18 protein-coding genes are annotated in these 16,974 nt (G+C 60.6%); 6 read left to right on the top strand and 12 right to left on the bottom strand.

Annotation, left to right across the window (positions count from 1 at the left end; translation table 11 throughout):
- Positions 1 to 168: 168 nt before the first annotated feature.
- The 4 genes from WBP06_RS03550 (at position 169) to WBP06_RS03535 (ending at position 2,570) form a co-directional block, all read left to right on the top strand.
- On the top strand, positions 169 to 474 hold the full coding sequence (locus WBP06_RS03550) for a patatin-like phospholipase family protein (protein WP_395331912.1): 306 nt from the start codon (positions 169 to 171) through the stop codon (positions 472 to 474).
- A 140-nt stretch (positions 475 to 614) separates the two neighbouring features.
- Positions 615 to 797 (top strand): hypothetical protein, encoded by a 183-nt coding sequence (locus WBP06_RS03545; RefSeq protein WP_395331911.1) that lies wholly within the window; start codon positions 615 to 617, stop codon positions 795 to 797.
- A 62-nt stretch (positions 798 to 859) separates the two neighbouring features.
- Positions 860 to 1,111 (top strand): hypothetical protein, encoded by a 252-nt coding sequence (locus tag WBP06_RS03540; protein ID WP_395331909.1) that lies wholly within the window; start codon positions 860 to 862, stop codon positions 1,109 to 1,111.
- A 1,258-nt stretch (positions 1,112 to 2,369) separates the two neighbouring features.
- Positions 2,370 to 2,570: a hypothetical protein gene (locus tag WBP06_RS03535; RefSeq protein ID WP_395331907.1), complete on the top strand. Its 201-nt coding sequence runs from the start codon at positions 2,370 to 2,372 to the stop codon at positions 2,568 to 2,570.
- A 27-nt stretch (positions 2,571 to 2,597) separates the two neighbouring features.
- On the opposite strand, the gene WBP06_RS03530 is transcribed toward WBP06_RS03535, so the two are convergent.
- Positions 2,598 to 3,215: a YbhB/YbcL family Raf kinase inhibitor-like protein gene (locus WBP06_RS03530; RefSeq protein WP_395331905.1), complete on the bottom strand. Its 618-nt coding sequence runs from the start codon at positions 3,213 to 3,215 to the stop codon at positions 2,598 to 2,600.
- An 11-nt stretch (positions 3,216 to 3,226) separates the two neighbouring features.
- Entirely contained in the window at positions 3,227 to 3,784 is a 558-nt protein-coding gene (locus WBP06_RS03525; RefSeq protein ID WP_395331903.1) for a type 1 glutamine amidotransferase domain-containing protein, read from the bottom strand.
- Positions 3,785 to 4,044: 260 nt separating this feature from the next.
- Here WBP06_RS03525 and WBP06_RS03520 point away from each other — a divergent pair, with 260 nt between their 5' ends.
- On the top strand, positions 4,045 to 4,191 hold the full coding sequence (locus tag WBP06_RS03520) for a hypothetical protein (protein ID WP_395331901.1): 147 nt from the start codon (positions 4,045 to 4,047) through the stop codon (positions 4,189 to 4,191).
- Between the two features lie 67 nt (positions 4,192 to 4,258).
- On the opposite strand, the gene WBP06_RS03515 is transcribed toward WBP06_RS03520, so the two are convergent.
- From WBP06_RS03515 to WBP06_RS03495, 5 genes are all read right to left on the bottom strand, one after another.
- Positions 4,259 to 4,384 (bottom strand): DUF3363 domain-containing protein, encoded by a 126-nt coding sequence (locus tag WBP06_RS03515; RefSeq protein ID WP_395331899.1) that lies wholly within the window; start codon positions 4,382 to 4,384, stop codon positions 4,259 to 4,261.
- Positions 4,385 to 4,956: 572 nt separating this feature from the next.
- Positions 4,957 to 5,943: a GlxA family transcriptional regulator gene (locus WBP06_RS03510; protein ID WP_395334016.1), complete on the bottom strand. Its 987-nt coding sequence runs from the start codon at positions 5,941 to 5,943 to the stop codon at positions 4,957 to 4,959.
- A 13-nt stretch (positions 5,944 to 5,956) separates the two neighbouring features.
- On the bottom strand, positions 5,957 to 7,237 hold the full coding sequence (locus WBP06_RS03505) for a DJ-1/PfpI family protein (RefSeq protein WP_395331897.1): 1,281 nt from the start codon (positions 7,235 to 7,237) through the stop codon (positions 5,957 to 5,959).
- A 363-nt stretch (positions 7,238 to 7,600) separates the two neighbouring features.
- Positions 7,601 to 9,310 (bottom strand): hypothetical protein, encoded by a 1,710-nt coding sequence (locus WBP06_RS03500; RefSeq protein WP_395331895.1) that lies wholly within the window; start codon positions 9,308 to 9,310, stop codon positions 7,601 to 7,603.
- A 47-nt stretch (positions 9,311 to 9,357) separates the two neighbouring features.
- Positions 9,358 to 10,425, bottom strand: a complete 1,068-nt coding sequence (locus tag WBP06_RS03495) for a dsDNA nuclease domain-containing protein (RefSeq protein ID WP_395331893.1) — start codon at positions 10,423 to 10,425, stop codon at positions 9,358 to 9,360.
- Between the two features lie 775 nt (positions 10,426 to 11,200).
- On the opposite strand from WBP06_RS03495, the gene WBP06_RS03490 reads away from it, so the two are divergent.
- Positions 11,201 to 12,592, top strand: coding sequence for an RNB domain-containing ribonuclease (locus WBP06_RS03490; RefSeq protein ID WP_395331891.1), 1,392 nt, complete (start codon positions 11,201 to 11,203; stop codon positions 12,590 to 12,592).
- Between the two features lie 187 nt (positions 12,593 to 12,779).
- Here WBP06_RS03490 and rlxS read toward each other — a convergent pair whose 3' ends face one another.
- From rlxS to WBP06_RS03465, 5 genes are all read right to left on the bottom strand, one after another.
- Positions 12,780 to 14,750, bottom strand: coding sequence for a relaxase/mobilization nuclease RlxS (rlxS, locus tag WBP06_RS03485; RefSeq protein WP_395331889.1), 1,971 nt, complete (start codon positions 14,748 to 14,750; stop codon positions 12,780 to 12,782).
- A 211-nt stretch (positions 14,751 to 14,961) separates the two neighbouring features.
- Positions 14,962 to 15,324, bottom strand: coding sequence for a hypothetical protein (locus WBP06_RS03480; protein WP_395331887.1), 363 nt, complete (start codon positions 15,322 to 15,324; stop codon positions 14,962 to 14,964).
- Positions 15,325 to 15,555: 231 nt separating this feature from the next.
- Entirely contained in the window at positions 15,556 to 16,155 is a 600-nt protein-coding gene (locus WBP06_RS03475; protein WP_395331885.1) for a lytic transglycosylase domain-containing protein, read from the bottom strand.
- Positions 16,143 to 16,727, bottom strand: coding sequence for a S26 family signal peptidase (locus tag WBP06_RS03470; RefSeq protein WP_395331883.1), 585 nt, complete (start codon positions 16,725 to 16,727; stop codon positions 16,143 to 16,145). The genes WBP06_RS03475 and WBP06_RS03470 overlap by 13 nt, the downstream gene beginning before the upstream one ends.
- Positions 16,724 to 16,954, bottom strand: a complete 231-nt coding sequence (locus WBP06_RS03465) for a helix-turn-helix domain-containing protein (RefSeq protein WP_324698925.1) — start codon at positions 16,952 to 16,954, stop codon at positions 16,724 to 16,726. The genes WBP06_RS03470 and WBP06_RS03465 overlap by 4 nt, the downstream gene beginning before the upstream one ends.
- Positions 16,955 to 16,974 lie beyond the last annotated feature (20 nt).

Here is a 16,974-nt window from a genome sequence, read left to right as displayed (position 1 = left end):
CCGGCCCGTCTAGGGGTTTCCATCGATCCTCCCGCACAGCAAGCTTTGCTAACTTGCGAGTAGTCTTCACGCATGACCCGACATATTGAGGCTTGCCCCCGGCTGTGAGGACAATGGCACCTTCGATGCTGGCCTGCTCAATGGCTGGACTGCGTCGGGCACCCGCCCATGGTTGGGGTTGTAGCCGGGATCAGTGCCGGGGCGCTCACCGCGCCCTTCGCGTTTCTGGGCCCGGACTATGATAAGCGATTGACAGAAGTCTACACGGCCATATCGCCGGCCGACATCATGAAGAAGCGCGAACTGATCAAGGCCATTTTCAGTAACGGGATGGCCGATACAACCCCTTTGACGCAGCTCTTCAGGCGCTTTGTCGACAAACCGCCGCTGGATGCGATTGCCGCAGAATATGCCAAGGGACAACTACTGCTGGTTGCAACCACTGATCTTGATACGCTCGAGCCGATGAGCTGAAGCGTTTTAACCCCGGCTTAGCCGTCCCGACAAAGATAAACAGTCCGCAAATCGGGCACTTTTGTACTTAGGAGCCAAACTCGCTCTTGAGGCTTTATGATCTGCCACGCGTTATCGTGGCACCCCCAAAGGAGAGATCGATGAGCATCAAGGGCGAAATGAAAGAAGCCGCTGGCTATATCAAGGAAGAACTGAACGAGCACGGCAAGTCGCCGGAAGCTCAACGCAAGGCCCAGGAAGGTCGCGACCTGCGCAATGAAGGTCGTATCGAGGACGGCAAGGCGCCGAAGACCTCCGAGCCTGGTGCGGACAAGCCCAAGTAAACCTGACAGGAGCCAGCGCGCTCGTGTGCGCTGGCCCTTTCTTTACGATCAAGAGGCCCCGAATGTTCACGCAGCTCAATCCCACCATTCCCCTTCACGTCGTAGGCAAGGGCGACGGCTATGCGATCGGAATGATCGACTACGGCCAGGAGCACAATCTTATCTGGGTCACCGCGCTCGACAGTTCGGGTGAAATTTGGTGCGCGCCCAACGCTACCGTTCGCCTCGGGAAAAACTGGACTATGGGACGCCAGGAAAACCCGTTGATCACGGAAGACAAAAAGGCGGAGCGGTCTCAGCAGGCGGCCTGCTGAGTGAGGTCGATCATCCAAGCCTGGCAGAATTTTCATTACATTTCATTGGGTGCACCACTAAGCAATCGCCGTGCCTCCGATCCTTGCCGCCTCAACGGTCGCCTGCATTGCTTTCCGTGAACGACGGACTCACCGTCCGCCTCTGCGACGGGCAGCGGATGCGCCTGGTCAACGTCGATTTCTGCGGAAGTGGCAGGGTCGTCGCGCTGCAAGCCGCGCGAAGCTGGCATTGTCAAATAACCCGCCCTGGTGCCACTACGAGGCCGGCTCGCGAGCCGCGACAAGCTCCGGTCCTTTCCGTCATCGGGCTCACCGCAGATCCTGCACACCGAAACCGATCGATATGGTCGCACCATGGCGTGGCTTTCCGTCAACGGCCGGGATGCGGGCAAGTATCTCGTTTCGATGGGCCTGGCGCGGCCGTGGCAATAAACTGGCGCAACCAAGATTGTGCTCTGGATCTGCTGCGCTTCGCCCTCGGCGTCGCTCAGACACTTTGAGAGCGCAGAACGAAGGCGAGCGCGTCGCGCGCCGATCCATTTCATCCCGCCAGGTGCAACGCTTGTCCGAGGTGCTACATGGGTTGAGTGAGAAGGTCGACTAACTCGAATGCTGCTCAGAGCCCCTCGCTGTCTTGTCGATAGCGACTGTACCGCGGAGCATGTCGATTGCCATCTGGACGTGTGTCGCGACCATCGCTTGCCCGCAAATGTCGAGACGCGTGAGAGCCTCCTCCAGATGCTCAAGAATTTCTCGAGCTTCATGCATTGGAATGGCCGTTTTGCCCACGTTGCGCCCCACTTTTGAGGCTTAGGGGGTAACACATAGTTTGAACGTTAGCGAGCCGAAGGCGGAGATTTTACTCGTCAATTGCGGCCTTGAGATAGGCAATCATGGCAGTTTGAGTAGCCTCGAGTGAGTAACCCTAGTGGTCGGTATAATCTTCCGAACTCGCCGCCTGCCGGGAAATATGCAGGTATGACGTCCGAGTTCCGCCCAATCCTGTCCTTTCCGATACGAACGCGAATGGCTGCAAAGCCCCCTTCCGCCTACCCATGTAGCCCTTCTTTGCCGTTCAGCTTGTCTCGGTGCGACCGAGCTTGAGCCATCCGGGGGCGGACCCTGAGCGTCTGCTCGGGCCGATACCAGTCCTTTGCCTGCGGCGTATCCACGAGCGTATGAGCGTGCCAATGACGACGCAGGCGTGCGGGTAGCAATCGGTAACGGCGAAATCGCCGTTTGATGCGGCGAAAAGCCGATGCTCCCCCGCCATGTCGCCGACCATTGGCCTGAGGTCGAGATCGTGGTCGCCAGCGGCCGGATGACGCCAGGAGATGGTGAGATGCCGGAGAAAGCGACGTTCACTGCCAAGCCGTTCAGCGTCGAGATCGTGCGTAGTCATTTGCGTGAAAAGCTACCGGACGGGAAAAAGCCCGAACCGCTCAAGCAGGCCGTGTAGGGCTCGCCAAGCAAGCTGACCGGAATGCTATCCGCTTGAAACCGGCGCGCCAGCTAGATCGGCGGACGGCGCCACATTCCGCGAATAGGTGCCGACCAGCACGCCAACGGCGAGAACCGGAATCGCGCGCAGGGCGTCGAGGACGGCACCGCGGCCGGGATGCGCGCCGAGGCCCCGCGCTTCGGCCAGCGCGTAAAGCTGGAACACATAATCATGCTCGCCATGTCCGGTCGGCGGATCGGGCGGCAGCCATCCGCTCGCGAGGTAAGAGTTGCGCCCGATCGCGGCGCTGCCGACATCGGCGTCGCTCAGCGCGCCTTCCGCCAGACTATGTTCGGTAGGGTCGATGCTCCACAGGATCGCATGAGTGAGCGGATGCGGCGCCGGCGCATCTGGGTCCTCGACGACGAGCGCCAGCATCTGCGTACCGGCGGGCGGCGCGTTCCAGATCAGGGGTGGCGACAGCCCGGCGCCGTCGGCCGTGAAGCGGTCCGGTAACCGACCGCCAGCGGCGAATGCCGGGCTGCCGAGATCCAGATGCGCTTCGGGAACGGCGACCTCGGGATCGGCGATCATCAGAGCGCCATGGCCGGCGCGGACGTTGCGTAGCGCGGAGCCGAGCCACGCGGGCACATGTTCAAGCATGGTGGCTTTCTTCAGGCCCCGGCCTGCCGACCTTCAGCGAACTCTTCGACGAGCTTTGCGCAAAATGCCGGCAGATCGTCGGGCTTGCGGCTCGTCACCAGGCCCTCGTCGACCACCACCTCTTCGTCGACCCAGCTGCCGCCGGCGTTCTCGATATCGGTGCGGATGCTCGAGAAGGAGGTCAGACGACGGCCGTCGACGACATCGGCCTCGACCAGCAGCCAAGGGCCGTGGCAGATCACCGCGACCGGCTTTTTCTGATCGAAGAACGCCTTGACGAAGGCGATCGCGTCGTCGGCGGCGCGCAGCTTGTCCGCGCCGACGCACCCCCCCGGAATGATCAGGCCGTCGAACGCGTCCGCGGAGACATCGGCGAAGGTCTTGTCGATTGCATATTCGCCGCCAGGATCGAGGTCCTTGTTATTGGTCTTGGCCGTGCCGCCTTCCAGGCTGATGACCGTGACCTCGGCCCCGGCATGCTCGACCGCCTGCTTGGGCTGGACGAACTCCGGCTCTTCGGTGCCGCGCGGCGCGATCAGGATCGCAATGGATTTGCCTTCAAGGGACATCTGATGCCTTTCGATATGTCTGCGGCGATCCAAGCTTATGGCGCCGACCGTGCTGTGCCGGCATCCGCCGGGCCTGTATCGATAACCAACTGGTCGGCCAGGCCGTTCCCGCGGGTCGCGCAACGGTGCCGCATCGAGCGTTTCAAGCGGCATCCGCGACCGCCTTGGCGGCCTCGACGGGCCGATGTGAGCCCAGTTGCTTCCTCGATCGTTCGCTTTCCAGGCTCCGCGCAGGCGCCAACTACACAGGAGATGGTTGTATGACCGAGAAGAAGGGCAAGGGCAGCGAGACCGCGAAAAAGGCGAACGCCAAGGCGGCGAAGGAGGGCAAGAGCAATCCTCGCAAATCATCCGCGGCTCAGGCCGAACTCGGGAAGAAGGGCGGCAAGAAAGCGTCGCGCTGCTAAGGCCGTCGCAATCTCCCGAGCTGAAGCATGTTCGGTACATAAGAAGGGCGTGTGGCCGCGATCTTAATCAGCCGATTATTGGTCCAGTTCGGCTACGCCCGAATTGCCAGCTGATTCGCTCCGCACGCATGAGGCCCGAAGCCGGTTTCCCACGATTGCGTTCAAGGACGTCGCGCCATAACTTTAGGGTCATGTCACGTGTTGTTTGACGATGATGAGACCGCTGCTTTCGACCCAGACCTAGTCGTTCACCAGAAACCCTGAGAATGTCCGGATCTACTTAACTCCGCCATTTGAATAACAAGGCGCACCGCGCCCCGAGAACCTGACGCCGGAGGAATAACAGTACTCGGGAACTTTCTTGCAAGTCCGGTTATGGCTCGACTTAAGGCAAAGCCGTCGTTGCCGAAATATGACGAGATTCGGGTAGTGGTGCGGACTGTCCGGTTTCGGCAACTCGCGACCCAGCAAACGCCGTTTGCTGGTCGGGTTTTGAACGACAGCATCCGCTGAAACCGGTCTTCCAGAAGCTGGACCGCCACGGGTCGGCTATGCGCCCAAGCTGGTCATTTTGCCGACCCTAAAAGCGGCAGGTCGGTTTTGTTAGAGAAGCGTCCTGGCGATTGGCTGAAATGGTGAATTGGCTAATCAGCCCAAACGGCTCGGCGTAAATTCCGACGCTGATTGTCGCAGCTTATCACCGCAAAGTGTTTCGACGCGACAGATCATGCCATCCCGGATGGGATCAAACTTCAGGAAATCGCCTTAGTGACCGGAGAAGCGCGCGCGGTGAGTGGTCGGGTTGGAACCGAAGTGGCGTTGGAACGCGCGACGCAGCTTCTGTTCGTCGGCATAGCCTGATTGGGCGGCGACACTTTTGAGCGGAAGGTTCGTTTCTTCAAGGGCCCTGCAAGCAGCCTCCAACCGCATCCGCTCTACCGTTTTGGCAGGTGTTTGACCGACCCTTTTCGAATAGGTGCGCGCGAAGGTGCGCGGAGCCATGCCAGCGTGGTCCGCAAGGCGGGGAACAGATAGGTCTGAGGCGAGGTTGGCGGCCATCCAGGCGTGCAACTCGACGAAACCATCGTCTCGTGTCTGCGCGGCAAGGGGTACGCTGAACTGCGATTGTCCGCCTGCCCGCTTCATGAACACCACCATCTGCCGTGCGGCATCGATCGCTACTCGTGGGCCGAAATCTTCCTCGATCAGGGCAAGCGTCAGGTCAATGCCGGAACTGACACCCGCCGACGTCCATAACGCCCCGTCCCGAATGAAGATACTGTCCGCATCCACCTCAAGCGTGGGATGTCTCCCCTTCAGCTTGGCCAGCCATGCCCAGTGCGTCGCCACCTTGCGACCATCGAGTTGACCCGCCGCGGCCAACAGAAACGCACCGGTGCACACCGAACACAGGCGCCGTACCGAGCCCGCGCGAGCGACGATGAAGTCGCGCAGCGCCGGATCGACGTCATATTCCTCACCCCAGCACCCGCCTGGTGCGATCAGCGTATCGATCGGCAACTCAGCGAGAGACGCAGTCGAGACTGTGATCACGGGCAGCCCGGAACTGGTGACGATCGCGCCCCCGACGCCGGATGCCACAATCGTCTCATAGCGGGGAGCATCTCCCACAACGACACTGCGATTAGCTGTCGTTAGCGCCTGTAACGGTCCGGCAAGGTCAAGAAGGTTCATACCGTCATGGGCGAGAAGGACCACTCGCAAGGATTGCGTCGGGCGCCCAGCAGACATCTCAATGGCAGCGTCAATCATGGAAGTCGGGATACTCGAATCCGAGTGCTACGCCATAGGCCGTCTGCCTGCCGTAAGACCGGGCGATATCGGCCAGTACGTTGTCCAGGGCGAGCGCAGGCTTACCGGCGGGAACGGTCACGGTGCGCTTGACGTGGATCTCGGCGGGATCATCCAGCAGAACGGTCAGCCCGTGAAGCGTCTGCACGGACGCCTTCCCGGCACCGATCGCGTAAGCCCGCCCTCGGCCGGTCCGGCTATAAGCGTCAGCCGCAAACGCCAAAGCGACCTCGTCTACGCCTGTGGTTACCGGAAACCCAAAGGCCTCCGGCTTGTGGAGCCAGCGATTGAAATATTCCGTCGCGGCAAAAGCCGACAAATTACGGCCAAGTTTGGGATGGAAACGCCGACTATCATGGATCGGGCTCCAGTCGGATGCGCCGATCTCCGCTGCTATCGAGGCGGCGCGCTCATGCCCCGCAATCGCCTCCACCAGTGCCAGCGACGTGGGTATGGCGGCACTGATCCCCGCGCTGGAAACTACCGTTCCATCCGCGACATAGCGGCGGTTATCGATCCAGTGAATTTTGGGATATTGCTTGCGGCGATAGCCTGCCGTTGCCCAATGTGCGGTGGCGCGATGGCCGTCCATCACACCGCTGCCAGCAACCACGAGTGCGCCGTCGCAGATGCTCACCAGCGTAGCGCCTTTCGCTGCCTGCTCCCGGATCCAGGCAAGCAAGGCAGGGTCATCGCGCCGAGATACCGCCGGGACTACCACATAGTCTGCCCCCTCCGGATATCGCCCGTCGAAGTCGGCCGCGGAGGCCTGCGGCTGAAGGCGCAGCGCAGGTCGCATCGTCATCGGCTCGGGCTTGGTCGCAACCGCGAGAACCTCTCCGACATCGGCTTCGCGCAGAATTCCGTAGGGAATGACGTAGTCTGTCAGTTCGGTTCCGCTGTTCTCTCCGACGATGGCGATGACAGGCCGCGTGCGGCCAAAGCGCGCCTGATAGGGCGTGATGTGCTCGTCTACTGTTTGCGAGGCGGCACGATTCTGTTTGGGAGCGCTCGCTGCCATTGAACCGCAACCGACAAGCAGGCTTGCTGCGGAGAAGAAAGTCATGGAGGCGCGAACGCTGCGGTTGAGATACATGATAGAGCCGTTCTGAGTGAATGTGGCTACCGTCATGGGCTTAAACCTGGATGGCTCAAATGCCGATGTTCCGTCATTTTCTGCCAGTGTGGTCCCACAACCACGGCGGAAGAGATCAAGCTCAACTTCGCGTGGCATCGGAATGGCAGCTGTCCCCATATTCCGGGCAAAAAGCTGTCGGGCAGAAAACGGCTAGATTGATCGTTCCAAGGCCAATTGCCTTGGATCCGCGAACGTCCGCTTCGAGCGTGTCTTGCCCGTCACCCGCATGTTCGCGAATGGCACGTTTGTCCCTGACGTGGCATTTGGCGCTCGGCAAAACCAACCCTTCCTAGTCGCCCAGGATCCGATTTTTCGTTCCCAGTCGCGGCCTGTCCGCTTTCCCAATCGGGATGCCCACGACTGGCCGATAGGCGAATGTCAGATTTAGAGGGAAGGCACTATAAAAGCAGCCCCTAATTGCCTGCCTTGAGCGGTGCCGTCAGAGTCGAAAACCGACGGTTAGATAAGCTCTCCCTGGTCTTGTCCAAGCATCTTGTTGATGAAGGGGCGCATATAGGCGTTGGCCGTGTCGAACTGGTCGCTCTGAAGCAGCGACTCTTTCACCTGCGGGTTGATGACGTGCCCGCCATACTCGGCGCCATGTAGCGAGACAGTGCCAAGGACCAGTTGCATGTCGCGCGGCCTGTTCTTGAGTGCAAAACCGATGATCGCGGCGGCATTCGTATCGTCCTGGTCCTGCTGAAGCGGAGTATCCAAGATGATCGGACACAGGCAGGACGTCGTGAACTCGCGGATCGTATGTAGCAAGGCGAAATGATAGGCCAGAATAGCTCTCGCGCCGTAGCTGCCGGTCTCGTTTATCTTGGGCGAGATGTTTTTCTTAGCAGCGGCTCCGAACGTCACGCCGAGCTCTACAGCGAAGGCGCTGAGCTTCTTGGTGTAGAAGGCTGTGATCTCTGCCTTGCGCTTGGCGCTGCTATGCGCCTTCATCAGCTTGAGGGCCTCGTCCTCCTTGGACTGCCATTCAACGATACCCCCGTCGATCACGGCGCGCTCGGCCGCGATTGTGGCGTCGACGATGCGCTCACTCTCGTCGTTGAGCATGTCGCGGAGCCTCACTTCGCCCCGCTTTTCCTCCAGCAGGGCGTCGATCCGCCCTATCCGGTCGTCATACGAACGTAGCGACTGCATCTGTCGTGCCACATCGGCCTCGACTTCTACCAGAGAGTGCCGCGCGCTCGCAAGGAACCCCCTGCACGCATCCGCATCGCTGATAAGGCTAAAGCGGTTGGCAAAATCATTTTCATGCACGGTATTGCAGGTGGGGCATATAACCTGCGCCTCCGACAGGTTCTGGGTAAATTTCACATCCGCATCGAGCTCCGCCAACGCAGTGCGAGCGATCTCGATTTCCTCGACTAGCACAGCGCGTCGAGACTGGAGTTCAGATATCTTGAACTTCACGCCCTCATAGATGGCGCGAAGCTCGTTCAGCTCCGCCAGCAACTGTTCGATCTGATCCCCGAACAACTCCGGCGAGAAAGTTGCCGTCACCGGCGACCGCCCGTTCCGGAGCCGAGCGCTCGCGCGGTCGAGTGCGCGCCGCTCGGCCTTGAGCTCGTTCTGCTCGCGCTGCGCATCCGCGCGTTGCGCTTGAGCGCTGTAGTATTCCCTAGGACGTATCCCAGTGTGATAATCGAGGATGCTCTTCTTGAAATTGGGAATCATAGCGAGACTCTTGAACGAGCTCCAGCTGTCATCCCAGCCCCGGTCTTGGTCCTGGTAAAATGGGAGGAAGCAGAATTGCGGCGGCGGAACCACGAGATCGTTAGATTTGGTGGTCAGTTGAATGGTGAAGTCGAGTAGTTCGGCGACCTTCGGGCCGACCTCCTTCACCAGCGAGGTTCCGGTCCAGAGGAGATCACCCGCAGCATCGAACAAGGCGAACTGATTGTCGAAGCGAAGGATCGAGTGGATTGCGCCGTCCAAGGAAAATTCGAGCATCGTGGCGACGGATGCCTTGGTCCACTTCTCGTTCGCGACCGAGGCGTCTGCCCCAAAGGCACCATAGATGGACTTGATGAGATGCGATTTCCCGGTGTCGTTCTCACCGAACACAACCGTCGTGCTTTCGTCAAAATTCTCCTGCCTCGCCTTCCCCTCGAGGCGAGAGAGGAGAAGAAGCCTTCGCAACTTCAAGTTTTTCATAAGACTTCTTTCTGAGACTTCTAACTAATCGCTTGTATTGTTCGGTTTTAATGATGAGCGTATATTTCATATATTATCATCGCCTTCAGTCTTAAGGGACTAAATGGTGAAAGGTACTTCTTCCCTACCTCTTCGGCATGAAGGTAGAGCTTCTCGACCATATCGACGAGACTGAGCGTTGCGTCCTCGATGACGGTCGGCAGCGCTTCTGCGATCCTCATGCGGATGCGCTGAACCGCGCGGTCAGCCGAGTTCAGCGCGGCAGCACGATAAACCGCATATTCCTGGCTGATGCGAAGCTGATCTGCGAAGGGATATGTTAGGCTTGGCGCGATCGTTCCCCAATCCGGGGACCGGCTGTTGCTCTGGATGGCATCCAACCATTCCTGAACATTGGCCTTGGTCAGCCCCTTTTCCTTGATAACCTGCTGGAGAGAGGTGGTTTCGCCAGAGAAATTTGCCTTCCTGCGACATTCGTCGGCGATCGCCTGATAGACGGCCTCGGGACTGAACCAGACTGTACCAAGCTGTTCCGCGATGAAGGTCTGAAGCTTGCCCTTTGTGTGGGAGGCCACGTCCCCGAGACTGAGATCGGTGCGTTGAAATCCGAGCAGTCCGATCTGTGCCTCGGTCGCACTGGGATAAGCCTCTTGGATCGACCCGACGATTTTCTTGAAATGACCAGGCTCACATGCACTCAGGCGAAAGGAAGTCTTGCCAGCGTTGAACCCGCAAAGCTGGTTCGAAACAAAATCAGCAGAAAGGACCGCGTTCGAAAACTTGTCGACATTGTCGAACATTTTGTCGACGAAAGAGGGCTTCTCTTTCGTACCTTCTTCAGTCTTGACTTTCTCTCGCTTGAGCAGCGCGGTCAGCGTCCAGCCGCCGTTGGTGTCCTTGGATTTGACCTGATAGAAGCGGACATTTGTGGGATTGGTTGCGCTATCGAGCAATGCGACATCATCGTGAAACTCGAAGACGATCGCATAGTCATCATTGGTCCCGTGCTGCTGGAATAGCAACGCCAGTCCCCACATGGTCTGAAAATCGTATCGACCTCCAGTCGCTCCCTTCTCACGTAAAGGCTTGCTGACCAGATCTGTTGCTAAAACCATGCCGCCCCCCAATAGACGTGACTTGATGGCCTCAAACGCCTGATAATTCAATCGTCAAGAACGTAGTACTCGCGCTGGCCAGTCATTAACGGCCTTCCGCCAACAGAAGAGGCCCAAGAGACCTGAGTTGACGGCAGCTTCGTGAATAGCCACTTATTAGGAGCAAAGCGGGCATCACGCCTTCCGGCCTTAGCGCCTCGCTATCGAGCCGATGTTGCTTCAAAGCCGACGGAGCACAAAATTCCAGGCTACGGCGTGCAAGAACAACAGCGGCTCCGAGAATGCGAAATAGCGGACCGTCGGTAACGGCGGTCGGCTCGAACTCGCCGCTATGGCCGCCTTGGGGCGCCTTGCCGCCCTCCGGCTGTAGGCTTTCAAAGGGCCGTGAATGTCAGCTTACCTCGATTTCTCGTCCTGCAGCTGACTGTCGCGTATGTCCCAAAGTCGGCCATTTACCGCCGCTCACGGCCTCGTGAACGATGCGCCGCTTCAGAGGGCGCAAATGAGACGCGGTATTTTGACTTTCGGCGAAATCCGAATGGCCGGTTCCAGGTTAAAATCTTAAAAGGCTGCAATCTGTCCGATTTCGTCAGAAGCCTTCATTCCGGCAATTAGAGGGAAATGTCTTGAGTTGAATCGATGGTAAGAGCGTTTGCTACCCGTCTACAGCACCCCAGTCGGCAAGTCGCTTTTCTCACACTGTCGCTTTGCCTTGGGGCCGACCGCTACTGATGACTTGCTTCCCATTTTCGCACGGCCGTCCTAAGTTCTCACCGTGAAAGTGCTTGCTGATCCTGAGCGCGTCCTTGTTAAGGGGCTCGCAGCCATCCGCGCGCAGTACGCGGTACCGCGTGATTTTACGGCGCCAGTGGTTGCAGAGGCTGACCGAACGCGACATCGACAGCCCACGGAACACGCGGACTGGACCGAGCGCGCATTCGTCACGCTCGACCCCTCCTCCTCGACCGATCTGGACCAGGCGTTCCTGATCGAACCGGCGGGCGCCGATCTTGTCCTGCACTACGCGCTTGCCGACATCGGCTGGTTCGTGCCCGATGGCGGTGCACTCGAGGTCGAAGCGTGGAAGAGAGGCGTTACGCTCTACTTGCCCGACGGCAAGGCGCGCCTTTACCCTTCGATGCTTAGCGAAGGTGCCGCTAGCCTGCTGCCCGGCGGCGCACGGCCCGCCATCGTGGCAAGCATACGGTGCAGCCCCGAGGGCACCGTCATGCTCGATGGCATGACGCGCGCGATTGTGCAAAGCCGCCACAAGTTCGGTTATGAGACAACAGGGGTAGACGACATTCCCCACCTTTCCGACTTTTCCGAGCGCATGTGCAGAGGCGAAGATGCTCGCGCTGCTACCCGGGTCGATCCTCCCGAACAGACTGTAGAGCGCGATGAACATGGGCGACTCAGTTTGACCTTCCGGCCGTGGCTTGCTTCGGAGAAGGCAAATTCCCGCCTCTCACTGGCGGCGAACATGGCGATAGCAGAGACCCTTCTGAATGCCGGCACGGGCCTCTTTCGCGAGATGCCACAACCTGACGAGCACGCTGTATGCAGTCTGCGGAACACCGCCAAGGCACTCGGACTGGCTTGGCCGGCTGCTATGTCCCTGGCGCAGTTCGAGCGATCGATCGATGATACGTCGCGAGCGGGCGCATGCTTTCAGCTGGCGGTGCGACGATTGACCGGCCGCGCGCAGTATGTCCAGTTCACCCCAGGGCATATCCCTTGGCACGCGGCGTTGGGGGCTACCTACACACACGCGACCGCACCCATGCGGCGGCTTGCGGATCGCTATGTACTGGAAGCAACGCTCGATCTGGCGAGCGGCCGGAGCGTGAGCCCGGGCTGCATGCGCGCATTCGAGCAGCTCCCGGCAATCATGAACACTGCCGATGCGCGCCAAGGCGCGGTCGAGAGGGCAATCATCGATCTGGCCGAAGCCTCTCTTCTGATGGGCCACGAGGGTGAAATCTTCGAAGCCACGGTGACGCAGTTGGACGAGAAAGGTGCACGCATTCAGTTGCGTGATCTTCCGGTGCTAGCCAGGGTCGACAGCGAAAACGCGCGCGCCGGGCAAAAGGTGACCGTTAGACTGGTTGTGGCTGATCCGGAGCGCCGGGAGCTACGCTTCGCGGCAGTAAATGCATCGCGATGATGAGAGGAAGGGCAACGTTCAAGCGTAGTTCGCCCACCTCAAGCTGGATCGGTTCGCCGGCGGGGTCTGATTGTTATTGCAGGCGTTGCGTTTTGTACGAGCCGAAGGAGCAACTGCCGCCCCGCGCCCAATTGGCATGGGCTCGCAAGCAGCTGATTTAAGCCGAGCTTCAGTGTGCCGGTAACCCTCATGATATTCCCGGTCCCGACCGGCCTCGACCAAACTCCCAATTGCTGCCGCTCTCACGCATGATGCCGCTGGCCTGCTTCCCGACTTGCTTTTCCATGACAGGACGCCAAGGGACGAGCGTGAATTCCCAGCTCTTCTCGATGAGAGCGAAGCGCCCGGAAATGGCATCGATCCGCCGGGTCAGCTTGCCCTCGACCCTTTGCCCGGGCTTCGCTTCCACAAACCCCTTTCCGAGTTCGACGGCGAGACCTTCCGAAATGCGAAGTAGCTCGCGCCGCTGCAACACCGCCAGCACGCCGCGATCGATACGCCCCCGTTTTCCCTGCACCGACTCCTCTTCCACCAGCCCCTGTTCGACCAGCCATTGCCGCCGCGCGTTCAAAGCCTCGCGAACCTCGCGCCCGAACCCGGAAGCGCGCATGTCCCTGCCCGCAGAACCGGCCAATTCCCGATCCAGCCACGATGCGCCCTCGACGGAGGCCAGGCGCTCTGGTCCGCCGAAAGCCAGGACCTCGACATCCACAGGACGGGCCCGATGCTGCCGCGCCTCGTACTGCTCAACGCGAGCGAGATGATCCGGTCCTATCGACCAGGTTCCATCGACCTCACGCGTCAACTCGATACCAGACCGGCGCATCGCCTCGAGACGGCGCAAGTGGCCGTCGGCGTACTCGGCCGAAACTGATGGATCTTGAGCGCGATGAAGAGCCGACGAATAACGCCCTTCGTTGGACTGGGACACCGCAAAAATGGTGCGGTCCATATCCCGCACCCGCGCCGGTCTCGCCGTCACCCTGACGGTTGCTCCAGCCGGAAACGGCTCGACCGATGTGGCATTGCCGATTTCGACATAGTGCGATCGCCCGTCCGTGCCATCGACCAGCAGGTAATGGCGATCCCGATGCTCGTCGGAGAGCCCCCGCTGCACCACCCTTCCGATCAACGGACCTGAGGCAGGCGTGTGGATTTGATGATCCCGCCGGTCGATCCGTGCCCGCGTCAATTCACGTTGCATGAGCCGGATGATATCACCGCGTTCACCCAGGCCCTTGAGTCTGTCTTCCATCCCGTCCGACAGCCGCCAGGAACCCTCGCCGACCTCCTCCGCCAACCCCAACTTGCCGAGGACACGTAGGCGTCCCGTCTCGAGCGACTGGAACAATCCGTCCTCCCGCTGCGGTGCGACGATCCGATCGGGCCCCATCCGCGCAAGCAGTCGCCGATCGATGACCGTCAGCCTTTCCTGGGCGACGTCGTGCCGAAGCCGCTCTTCGATTTCGAGATCGGTTCGCGGCCCCAGATCGCGGGTCATGATCTCGGCTGCGCGCTCGCGAAGGCCGTGCGAGATGTACTCGCGCGCGATCACCAGATCCTTGCCCTGCTCGTCGATGCCGCGCAGCACGATGTGGCTATGCGGATGGCCAGTATTGAAGTGGTCGACAGCAACCCAATCGAGCGTGGTTCCAAGGTCCTGTTCCACCTGCTTCATCAGGCCTCGGACATAGGGCTTGAGATCACCATAACGGTCCCCATCTTCGGCCGAGACGATGAAGCGGAACTGGTGGCGATCGTCCTTGCTGCCCGCGAGAAAATCCTCGCCCGAAACCCGGTCCTCGCCGGGCCCGTAAAGGACGCCGGCCCTGCCCTCCCGAGTGACGCCATCACGCTGGATGTAATGGAGATGTGCGCGCGCTGCGGCGAAGCCCTTGCCGCCAAGCTTCGCCAAGCGCGTTTTCACGATAACGTGCCGACCACGCAGACCTGCAAGGTCCTTGCGCGTGGACAGCAGACGCCCGACCGACGCACCCCGTCCGATCCGACTACCATCGAACCGGCCGGACTGCCCTGGAAGACGCCTCACGTTCAGTCCTGCCCCTACAGCAATGCGCGCCGCATAGCGCCGGGGCCTGCTTCGCCCCGCCCTTCCCTGCCGACCGAGCCAAGGCTCGAAATCCTCATCGTCCGACATCAGCGTCCCCCATCAAAAAGAGGGCCTCGCAAAAGGCTCGCGAATGAAGGGAGAGGCTCGCGGTAACATATTGTGCAGACCCGGAAACTGCAGGGCCGCGAGGCAATGCTTCTATCTTGTTCTCCGCGCCCTTCACCCTCCAACCGCCCGTCAATCCTCGAAATCCAGGGGGCAGCGCCGTACCGACGCCGCCCCCAAGCATGGCCCCGCGTCAGTGCGCCCGGGCATAGGCCTGTTCTGCGGCTCTGCGCCTCGCAAAGTCGCGGCGCGCAATGAGCCCAACCGCCTCGCCATCGCCATTGACAATGACCGTGGCAGCGAACCAACGGCACCCCAGCCGACCGATGACAGCGACCCGATCCAGCTCAACTCCTTCGTCGGCATCAAGGCATTCGTAGCCTCCGAGCCAGCGCTCCGAGACGCGTGCATCCCAGAGGAAGTCGCTTTCCTCAGCCTCGATAAACCGTTGCGCAAGCGCCTGGCCTGCGCCCTCTCCGAACTCGATCTCGAGCCCGTGAACGAGACTTGCAAAGACGCCGCTATGCGTGCCGGCGATGGTGCGATCGATCTGCATGTGAAGCTCCTCAAGTGACCGTTCCCGACGATGAGAACGGCCCCTCGAAGACGGGCGACGGGCGGTCTGTCATGGCCGCAGGGCTTCAGCCCTGCGCCGCGAAGCGGACGTGGGGGGAACCGATTTGCGCAGCAAATTGGGGGGTACCCGCGGACCTTGATAGACCGGTCGGCGCCCGTCACACTTGGAATTCTCAGACGAGCATTAAACCTCTCGTCTGGGCGCCAGCTCTCAGTGCGCATCGTGACGAACCGCGAACAACGGATCGACACCCTCTGCTCTTCCATCCGCAGGGGCCAATTCCGGCGCCACGCCGTCCGGCCGGGCGACGAACAGAGGAGGAGCGGCAATCGCCTCACGCTTGACCCTGCCGCTTCCGACCGCAGCAAGATAGCCGAGTGTCTCGGCCGGCAGCGGCGTGCCAGAGAGATACTTTTCGTAGCGCCCCGGCCCCGCGTTGTAGGCTGCGAAAAGCCCTGGATAGCCGTAGCGATCGTAAAGCTGACGCAGGTAGAACGTACCGGCCAGGATGTTGTCGCGAGGATCGTCAGGATTGTCGCCGAGACCGAGCTGTGCGCGTACTTCGCTCCAAGTTCCCGGCATCAGTTGCATGAGCCCCATAGCGCCTTTGAGACTGCGGATCGGTCGCCCATCGATCTGCGTGCGCCCTCGGCTCTCCGCATGCATGACCCGCGCAATCCAGCTGGTGGGCACGCCGAAACGCTGCGACGCCTCGGCAATGAGCGGATCCCAGCGCGCGACTTCATCGGCAGTGGCGGTCGGCGTCACGACCATCGCGATGGCTACGAGAAGCCCCTTCACCGCGCCCATAAAAGCCTCGCCGGACCAACAATTTCCGAGGCGGCAGTGACATCGAAATAACGCCCGTCGAACGAGTCGGGTGAGCCTTCCATCAGCAGGAAGAACTGCCCACCCCGCAGGAGCCGGCATCCCTCCCATCGCGGCATTAACCGGCCACGGCCATCCAATTGACGGCGAATCGCAACGGGAATGCCCTCCACGAATATGCGCGGTCCGATCGCGCAAACCTGATCTCCCGGGCCAGCCGCAACCCGCTTCACCAGCGGGACGTTGGAAGGCAGATACCGACGGCTCGCCGCGAACGCGCGCCATGGTTCAGGCAGTCTGGCAATGACCATGTCGCCGGTCGAAACCACCGTCCCGGGGGAGACGGAATAGAGTCCGATCGGCGCGCTCGCACTGGCGTTCCAGACCAGGCGAGGCGCTGGCTGAAAACTGATGGTCCAGCTCACCGCGCTGACCAGAATGCCTATCGAAATCGCTGCGCGCCGGATGCGCTTCCGATGCATCCGGGCTTTGCGCAAGGCTGCGCCCCAGGCGTGCAGCGGCGCGTCGCCGCGCGAGGTCCTGAGGGCGCTCATCGGCCCACCTTCCGGCCGAGGTTTTCCTCGCTCCAGATGTCCAGGTCATCGATGTGATATTGCAGGTACTTGCCGTGTCGACGGTAGTTGGGACCTTTCCCGGACTGCCGCATCCGGCGCAAAACTCGCGGCGTGAGTTTCAGATAATCGGCGGCCTGAACCGGGTTCAGGTAGGGCGAACCATGCTTGGCCCGCTGGGCCCTTTCGATGTCGTGAGACTTGTCCATGTCGGGGTGCCTCCCTGACT

This window comes from Novosphingobium mississippiense (assembly GCF_044029535.1).
Classification (GTDB): Bacteria; Pseudomonadota; Alphaproteobacteria; order Sphingomonadales; family Sphingomonadaceae; genus Novosphingobium.
This window is presented reverse-complemented; position numbering and strand designations above follow the sequence as displayed.